8 protein-coding genes are annotated in these 7,689 nt (G+C 52.4%); 6 read left to right on the top strand and 2 right to left on the bottom strand.

What is annotated here, in order from left to right; translation table 11 throughout:
• Positions 1-1,407 precede the first annotated feature (1,407 nt).
• Positions 1,408-2,025 (bottom strand): helix-turn-helix domain-containing protein, encoded by a 618-nt coding sequence (locus V8L70_RS20700; protein ID WP_139041534.1) that lies wholly within the window; start codon positions 2,023-2,025, stop codon positions 1,408-1,410.
• Between the two features lie 140 nt (positions 2,026-2,165).
• On the opposite strand from V8L70_RS20700, the gene V8L70_RS20695 reads away from it, so the two are divergent.
• The gene (locus V8L70_RS20695; protein WP_008957428.1) at positions 2,166-2,501 is read left to right on the top strand and encodes a DUF2274 domain-containing protein; all 336 of its coding nucleotides are present in this window, start codon (positions 2,166-2,168) and stop codon (positions 2,499-2,501) included.
• Positions 2,502-2,506: 5 nt separating this feature from the next.
• On the opposite strand, the gene V8L70_RS20690 is transcribed toward V8L70_RS20695, so the two are convergent.
• Positions 2,507-3,049 carry a hypothetical protein gene (locus V8L70_RS20690; RefSeq protein WP_008957427.1) on the bottom strand — a complete coding sequence of 181 codons (543 nt, stop codon included), beginning with the start codon at positions 3,047-3,049 and terminating at the stop codon, positions 2,507-2,509.
• Between V8L70_RS20690 and V8L70_RS20685 the strand changes: the two genes are divergently transcribed.
• The 5 genes from V8L70_RS20685 to V8L70_RS20665 are packed head-to-tail and all read left to right on the top strand — an operon-like array spanning position 3,048 to position 7,637.
• Positions 3,048-3,623 carry a helix-turn-helix domain-containing protein gene (locus V8L70_RS20685; RefSeq protein ID WP_008957426.1) on the top strand — a complete coding sequence of 192 codons (576 nt, stop codon included), beginning with the start codon at positions 3,048-3,050 and terminating at the stop codon, positions 3,621-3,623. The two genes, V8L70_RS20690 and V8L70_RS20685, sit on opposite strands and share 2 nt — an antisense overlap.
• The gene (locus tag V8L70_RS20680) at positions 3,601-4,302 is read left to right on the top strand and encodes a hypothetical protein (protein ID WP_008957425.1); all 702 of its coding nucleotides are present in this window, start codon (positions 3,601-3,603) and stop codon (positions 4,300-4,302) included. Before V8L70_RS20685 ends, V8L70_RS20680 begins: the two co-directional genes overlap by 23 nt.
• Positions 4,299-5,306, top strand: coding sequence for a TraU family protein (locus V8L70_RS20675; RefSeq protein ID WP_101146673.1), 1,008 nt, complete (start codon positions 4,299-4,301; stop codon positions 5,304-5,306). Before V8L70_RS20680 ends, V8L70_RS20675 begins: the two co-directional genes overlap by 4 nt.
• Positions 5,291-6,268 carry a type-F conjugative transfer system pilin assembly protein TrbC gene (locus tag V8L70_RS20670; RefSeq protein ID WP_008957423.1) on the top strand — a complete coding sequence of 326 codons (978 nt, stop codon included), beginning with the start codon at positions 5,291-5,293 and terminating at the stop codon, positions 6,266-6,268. Before V8L70_RS20675 ends, V8L70_RS20670 begins: the two co-directional genes overlap by 16 nt.
• A gap of 1 nt (position 6,269) precedes the next feature.
• On the top strand, positions 6,270-7,637 hold the full coding sequence (locus tag V8L70_RS20665; protein WP_101146674.1) for a hypothetical protein: 1,368 nt from the start codon (positions 6,270-6,272) through the stop codon (positions 7,635-7,637).
• Positions 7,638-7,689: the final 52 nt, after the last annotated feature.

The following is a 7,689-nucleotide window of genomic DNA, read 5'->3' as shown; positions in this document are numbered from 1 at the left end:
AACGGAATCGGTTGACCCATCGTGACCGCTCAGCGTACAAAACTCTCTCCAGCGTGAAGGCCGTGTGCAAATCGGTCACGATCACCGGAATGACCGGTCACGTTCGCCGGAATACGCATATGGCTTGTAGTGTCACTCTACAAGCCTTTTTTATGCGTATCTGAGCAGGCCTAGCGTGGGGTTAGATATAAACCGCAATGGGCGTGTACATTGAAGCATCGCATCATTAATACGGGTGCTAGCTATACGCTTACCCCATTCAAGAGAGCGCTATTCCCAGTGATTGGAACATCACTCTATGGGTATCCATGTGCCGGGGAGAGGGCTGTTACCAAACGGCAGTAGCTAGAGGTATAGAAGGGTGGGGAAGGGTTGATCCCTCATGCATGAAATAGCTGCCATGAAAGCAACAAAAATTACGACAAGCATTTAATGATCTAGGGGTATCCCAAGCACGCCATTGTTGGCAAAGCGAGTGTCTTCGGCGCGTGTACATCCACGGTGGTTGTGTTCCTGTCGGGGTATGGGGAGACCTTGCCACCGCACTCAATGCTGGCGCTTTCGATGCGTGAGCAGCAACGGAGATAATAGCCTTGTCGGGGTATGGGGAGACCTTGCCACCGCACTCAATGCTGGCGCTTTCGATGCGTGAGCAGCAACGGAGATAATGGGCTTGTCGGGGTATGGGGAGGCCATGCCACCGCGCCCAATGCTGGCGCTTTCGATGCGTGAGCAGCAACGGAGATAATAACAAGGTAGAACGAAGTTGAAACGGGGCGGCTTAGGGATTCAGCAATCGAAAATACTAGGCCTTTCGAGGCTTGCCTCGTGATCGGCCGCGAAGCGGCCCATGTGCTTTTCGTAGAGTGCTAGACCGACCGCTCCACAAGGTCATTTTACCCCTATCAGCTAGCTATCTAGTCCCAGTACAACGAAGTGACTTGGGGCGGTTTTCCGCCTACTGCTATATCAAATTTAGGCGTATCGAGGCCTGCCTCGTATTCAGCCGCGAAGCGGCTCATGTGATCTCGTTGACTTTATGAACAACTGCAACGGTGAACACAGCAACAAAGCCCACCAGCATGCACATTTTTCCATTCAGATAGTGAAATATTTACGCACAAAACAAGATACGCGAGCGTCTATAATATTGCCCATTATTAGGTGCTTATAAGTAATTCCTGCGAGTATTTGGAATCATCATTTCTTGGGATAGGCGAATAGAGCGGGAGAGACCGTGACGGATAACTCGAACGGTTCACGGCCTTATAATCAAATCAGGGTAGTTAGGGGGATGTTCCCTTTCCTTGACCTAAGACTGCCTTGCCACAGCGATCTCAAACCTACACCCCGGCCTAAGCACCCTCAACATCGACAACTGCAACACAATCCTGGCCAGGGAAGGTCTTATTTCTGACTGGGATATTCACCCCTGAATTCATCCATGCTTTTGAGGAGGTCCAGGTAATCGATCCCGCCCGGAATCAGGCGAGTCTTTGTGGCGCGTTCATACATCCATACGCTCCATAATTTCATGTGTGTTGAAGCGCCTTCAATATCCTTGGGCATCATCCCGCCCCATTCGGGATCATCAGCCATAAACTGGAGCGCCCGATCGATGGCACGATCCAGGTCATTTCTGGGCGAGTAGAAGTCCTCCAAACGCACTTGCTCGGCCAGAATCAAAACGGCAAGCACTGGATAGTTCAGCCATTCTGCAAACTTTTCGATCACATCTCGCCCCAGGCTACTTGCTAGCCTTCGCCCAGTTTTCAGGTGGCTCAACGTGCTCGGCGCAATACCAAGGTGCTCGGCCAGGTCAGTGGAAGCCAGTCCTTCGCTAACAGCTCGCTCAAAGATTACCTGAATGAGTTTGTAGCCAGGTGTTTCCGGCTCTATTTGCAGGTAGTCGGATCTTGGCCCTTTGGGTTTTCCCTTCTGGCCATCTTTGGGGCCTGATCCACTTTTCCGTATCCCTGCCTCGATAACCTTACGTAAGCCTTTATCGTCATTCCCCTGATCCAAGTTTTCTCCCCACATGCTTTCAGCATGTTTCTAGTTAAATAGAACTATACCAGATAGCAAATTCTAATACTTATTGCCTATCCAGCGCCGCTCGGACAGCGGCAAGATTGCATCGCTACATCATAACCCAGGAGTAAGCAATGCTCATCGGACGCATAGAGCACGACCCCAAAAAACAATTCCCGTTGCAGCTACCAGAGTCAACCCTCGGTCGGCTTGAGCTGTACAAGGAGCTGTACCAGCAGACATTCGGCGAGAAAGTGGCCAATAACGATCTGGTCGACCTGATGCTCACGAATGTCATGGACAGAGACCGTGAATTCAAGCGGTTTGTGAGGGAGGAGGAACGAAAGAAAAAACAGGAGGCGAAACAGCAGGAACTAGGCGCTGGAACTAACTCCTTAGCTGGAGAAGCTGAGGCCGAACCTCACGCTGAGGCTTTAAGCCATCAGCGTGAGCAACAACATCAAGCATAAGGGCACTAGGTCTCGATATGCTGTGCTTTGATGATCTCACACATCTGTTCAACCAGGGGAACAACTCGTCTCCACTTGGTACGCAGAACACGGTGATTGCCTGTGGCCCAACTGCGCACAGAGGTAACAGCCTCGTCAGCAGCCACGGCTATCTGGCGTGGGGTCATCACTTCCATCCAGCGATCCACAGTAGCTTTGACCTCCTTGGAATCGACCCAAGCGCCGCCTTCAATAGCGACGTGCTCGGCCATGACCTCATCAAGGGCATCAAGCACCTTGTCATAGGCCACCTTCCTAGGGACCGCTCCCCCTGTCCAGGTGTGAATGGATGCCACAGAAATCGAACATTCGAGCTTACCGCTCAGGTGCTCTGCGACCTTGGCCAATGTCATGCCGTAATTGTCTCGCAGAGTAGCAATACGTCGAGCCAAGTCACTGTCGGTCTTGCTGCGCTCAACACGACCACGGGTTGTCGGAATGCTGACCTTAATTTCGCAGCCATGCCTCTCGAGCGTGTTGATCAGGTCGTTCAGGAGTGCGTTACGCATGGCTAACCTCTATGAATATTTGGCAAGTCACCCGCCTTCTGAAATGCAGCGACTTATTGGTTGGACGGCAGCCCGTTTGCATATCCCCAGACAATGGCAGGAGGACATGAAACAGGAAATATACGTAGCCTGGTTCTCTAAAGAATATGACCCTTCGTATTCCCATGACGCCATCATGAAATATGCTGGTGAGGCGGCATTTCTTGCGGTCAGCACATGGCGCCGCCATACCATCCTACCAGTGACCGTTCACAAAGCCGGTCAGGCTGATAGCGAACCCAGGGCTGAGCAGTTCGATCTGATGGCTGAACAGATTCCTGGTTTCACTGAAGAGTTCAACGACGAAATCGACATTGACCCTGAGGCTTTCGTTGAGACCACTTCGATGGCTTCAGTGCACCTCATCGACCTACCCAAACGCTCAGCTCGAACTGAGCTGTCTCATGAAAACCTGCTGGCCCTTCACTGCGAAGGCCTTTCGCCCGCTGAGATAGCAGCCGCAGCGAACATGACCGAGCGCAGCGTATACCGCAGATTGGAACGCCTTAAACATGGAAACCGTAGTACAGTATAGTAAAATTGCAGCGTTATCGGTAGCACTCTCAGGAGCTGCTTTATCCACTGTCACATTTGCCTCAGATCAGGACCTGGGTGTACTTGGCCCTACTTGGGAGATCGTAGAGCCAGACATGCGGCTTGCCATCGTAGCCGAGGCCCATGGTGTCGACTGGGACTCCGTTAATGAGCACCTAGCAGGGCAGGCTCAAAATCATACGAGAGACATCCCCGATTGGTTCGTCCCGATAGCCGAGCACACCGAAACTCACTTCGTAGATCCGTCCTATACGCTGGGTGAAGACATCGAAGCCTTGAAGCGGCAACCCGATGGTACATACCAATGGGGAGTCATCTATGAGGCCGGCACCAAGGTCAACCCCCTCGAGCACATACAGCCAGAGAATTGGCTCCTCGTTGTTGATCTACGAGCCGATGATCAGCGTGAGCTGGCCATGACCTTAAAGGCCCGACACCCAGCCAACCTAACAGTAATCGTCACAGCAGGAGATCCAGGCAGTTTGGCGTCGGATCTTGGCCAAGCTGTGTACTTCGCAGAGGAGTGGCATTTCGATCGGCTGGGCATTACCCACACCCCCTCTTTAGCCGGCGTTCGGGACAGTCAGCCTGACGTAATCGAAGTGACCCATTTCGCCTATCCCTACGATGTCACCACCTTGGAGGAACACCTGCCATGAAGAGGTTACTACTCTCTGTTCTGACTGTTGCAGCCCTCACAACGGGGAGCGCCTATAGTGCATCCCCGCTATCGAGCTCTGCCGCATGCCGGGGAGAGATTTTCAATCCCATCAACGACGCGAACTGGAACAACATGTTTCCGGTAACGGTAGCCGGAATTTCCATGGGCGGTGGGTCTAATCCTTCCCTTATGCACATGGACCCAATCTGTTTATGTCCAGGGCCCTATGGCATCGACATGCCAGGGATCGGCATGACGTTCTGGGAACCAACGTTCCTCGCTGAAGTGGCGCGAACACCCGGCTGTATGTCGACTCTCGGTGGCACGCAGGTACTAACCGGATACGACTCCCTGACTTCTAACCAAACGTATGGCTCGGGACGTGGAGATAGCAGCGTTACCAGGATGCAAATCCACTGGTATATCTACCCTCTGTTCAGTGTACTCAACATGATGAGTTCGCTGGGGTGTATGAACACCTCCGGGTTTAACCTTGCAGACCTCACTGAGGTCGACGCCACTTGGCAGGATGACACTTGGACATCTATCGCATTTCCAGAGTCAGCTCTCTTCGCCAATCCGGTTGGCGCTCTCTCGTGTATCCCTGACGCCGTAGCTTCTGCAGCGGGTCGCCCCCTAGACATGATGTTCTGGTGTCAGGGCTCGCAGGGCGTCGTCTATCCCCTTACTGGCTCAAGCACGACTCACAGCTCCCCCCAAGGTGGGAATCTCCACATCCTTGGCAAGTATATGCAGCGTAAGACGCGCATGGCGGGCCTGTTATCAACGACCGGCCCTTGGGCTGAATGCCAGTCCGTTTACCTGCCGAACATGATTCGCAGCCAATACCGGATTGATCCGGTGGCCCCAGTTGCCAGCAACCAAACTGCTGTTCTTGGAATGTCCGAGTTCCGCTGGGGGATGCTGCCTCCCGCCAACACCGCTGTTCGTACTGATTCCGCATTCTTGATCTGGGTAGGTAAGCAATGCTGCGCACTCTGACCGCTATTACTTTGACGCTATTCAACACATCGGCGTTAAGCCAACAAACACCCGTAGAGGCCGCTCAAGACGCTTTCTCTGCTCTTCAAGGGTCACAGGCGCCTAGCGACCTATTCGCTGGCCAGAGGAGCCCTGAGGCAATCCTGGAGGCGATGGGCGCGGGCACAAGCGGATCAACTGCAGGCCAAGCAGCCGGCACTGAGATGCTAGAAAACGTTCGGGCTCAAGGCCAGACAGGTGGAATCGCAGACCCTGAAATGGCTGCTGAATGGCAAGCATTGAGGGATTCGTTAGACCTTGGTGAACAGGATCGGCTGTATTTCTTCATCTCATTTTCAATGCCCGAAAGCTTGATTCGTAGCTATGCGCTTGATGCAGCCAGAGCAGGAGGCGAGCTGGTTCTGCGTGGAGTAGAGCCAGGTATGACGCTCCGTGACTTCACCATGGAGCGCTTGCTGAAGGTACTACGTCCTGGAGGCATGACAGCACCGATCCAGATCGACCCGCGACTGTTCGATACTTACGAGATCGAAACCGTGCCCACGATTGTCCTTGCCAAGGAAGATCCCATGGGCGTGTGTCAGACCGCCAAGCGCCAAATCGGTGAAATCGATGGCCAGCAGCTTGAGTACCATGGCTGCCCAAAGGGCAACCCAGACGATTACTGGAAGGCAGAAGGGTCAGTAACTGCCCTATATGCCTTAGAGCAATTCAACAAAGGCGGTGCCAGCAATGCCGAGGTTTATATCAACGCGCTCAAGGGCGAGGGTGCCGAAAGCGCTCCTGAGCAGAGCGGCATTGCGGGAGCACAGTGGGAATCGCTGAGCGACGAGCTAGCTGAGCGCAACGCACAACGGCTCCGCGACCGGTATCAAGGCACCGACCGTGAAGTTTACGACACGCCAATGGGGCCGGCTGTTGGTCCCGCGGGACAGAATATTGATCATCTCTGGGAGGAGTGACATGCCAAAGGGCTCTTGCTTAAAATTGTTTGCCATGGGGGCTGCTTTCGCAGCTTTTATGCCCTTGAGCGAGGTGGCTATAGCCACCCCTAACCAAGCGGGTATGAACGCTGGAGGGGCCTGGGCTCGAGACTTCAACCCAAGCAACGCCTTCCGTTCTGCTACATCGAGCCTGGGGCTTGAGGATACGAAAACCTCAGGTGAGCTTGGAGGGGAGGTGGGGCTACAAGTTAAACAGAAACAGCAGCGAAACTTCAGATGTCGCGACGGGGCTCGGCTCACTGCAGGGGGCATCCGAGTCTTTATCGAAGAGTGTGAACAAAGCGACAGTGGTGAGCTTGATCGAATCAGTGTATCGGTATGTGACGCCCTAACTCAGGGGATACGGTGTAGCGAGGATCGCTATACCGTCACAAGAGAAATCCCACTCGGGGGAGAGGCGGCCTTCAGCGGAGGCAACCTGTACGGGGCATACCGAGTCGAGGCCGAATGCTCCTCATCATCCTGCACCATGACCATGCACCAACTTCACGGGGACGCATGGGGCGGCAATGATATGCGTCAACAAGGGAATGATAGAGTCAATCAAGATCCCAATCACCCGTCAAATACAATTAGTGATGTTCGCGACAACCCTACTTTTGAACGTGGCAGCAACTTTGCTGATGATCGTTCAAAGTGTCTCGGCAATCAAATAAACCAACTTTTCAGTGAAGGTGATATTCCAGTTTCATGTGACCCCAACGACCCAAGGACAATTGATTTTCTTGACATCAATGCTGGTGGAGAATGTAAGCCGGATAAAATCACAACCGATTCCTGCGTGGTCGATATACCAACAAGACTCGTTACTTGTGAGCCTGAATCTCGGGAGTGTGAGGTAAGAAGAGACTCCGAAGAGTTTAGCTGCGCTAGAAAACTTGAGGTGACGGGAATAAAAATACCGACATGTGATAATGGCGATCACCTTTTAACTATAACAAGCGACCCCTGCCCTAGCTGCGTCGATTACCTCAGATATAACTTTTATTGCCAAGACCAAGGCTACCGAGTTGTCTATGACACGGTAAAGAAGTCAGATGGTTCACGTCATACAGGCCCTCACTCAAATGTCGTCAGTGGCGGCTTGAACACTACTGTACCTAAAACAACTGTTATAGAGGATTTCAGCGGCAGTAAATGCTTTCGAGTAGCTTACGAGCAGAACTGTAATGGCACTACCTGCAATGTCACAGCTTACTTTGAAAACCCTTGCAAGAACATAAGCTATGCAGGTTCAAATAGCTTCCCTATACCAATGAGAATCGAATTCACAGATAGAGTGATCGATGAATGTACTGGTTTAGAAAGCAGACGGCCTGAGTTATAAACTATGAAATATATTCATTTAGTAGCTTTATTAATCTACCTAATAATACCCC

The organism is Vreelandella arctica (assembly GCF_037070215.1).
Classification (GTDB): Bacteria; Pseudomonadota; Gammaproteobacteria; order Pseudomonadales; family Halomonadaceae; genus Vreelandella; species Vreelandella arctica.
Note: the sequence above shows the minus strand (reverse complement) of the source record. Positions and strands in the feature narration are given on the sequence as shown.

Coding starts and splice junctions, on each gene's coding strand:
- V8L70_RS20695 (WP_008957428.1), top strand. CDS start 2,166: ATGCTCATCGGACGCATAGAGCACGACCCCAAAAAACAATTCCCGTTG.
- V8L70_RS20685 (WP_008957426.1), top strand. CDS start 3,048: ATGGCTAACCTCTATGAATATTTGGCAAGTCACCCGCCTTCTGAAATG.
- V8L70_RS20690 (WP_008957427.1), bottom strand. CDS start 3,049: ATGCGTAACGCACTCCTGAACGACCTGATCAACACGCTCGAGAGGCAT.
- V8L70_RS20680 (WP_008957425.1), top strand. CDS start 3,601: ATGGAAACCGTAGTACAGTATAGTAAAATTGCAGCGTTATCGGTAGCA.
- V8L70_RS20675 (WP_101146673.1), top strand. CDS start 4,299: ATGAAGAGGTTACTACTCTCTGTTCTGACTGTTGCAGCCCTCACAACG.
- V8L70_RS20670 (WP_008957423.1), top strand. CDS start 5,291: ATGCTGCGCACTCTGACCGCTATTACTTTGACGCTATTCAACACATCG.
- V8L70_RS20665 (WP_101146674.1), top strand. CDS start 6,270: ATGCCAAAGGGCTCTTGCTTAAAATTGTTTGCCATGGGGGCTGCTTTC.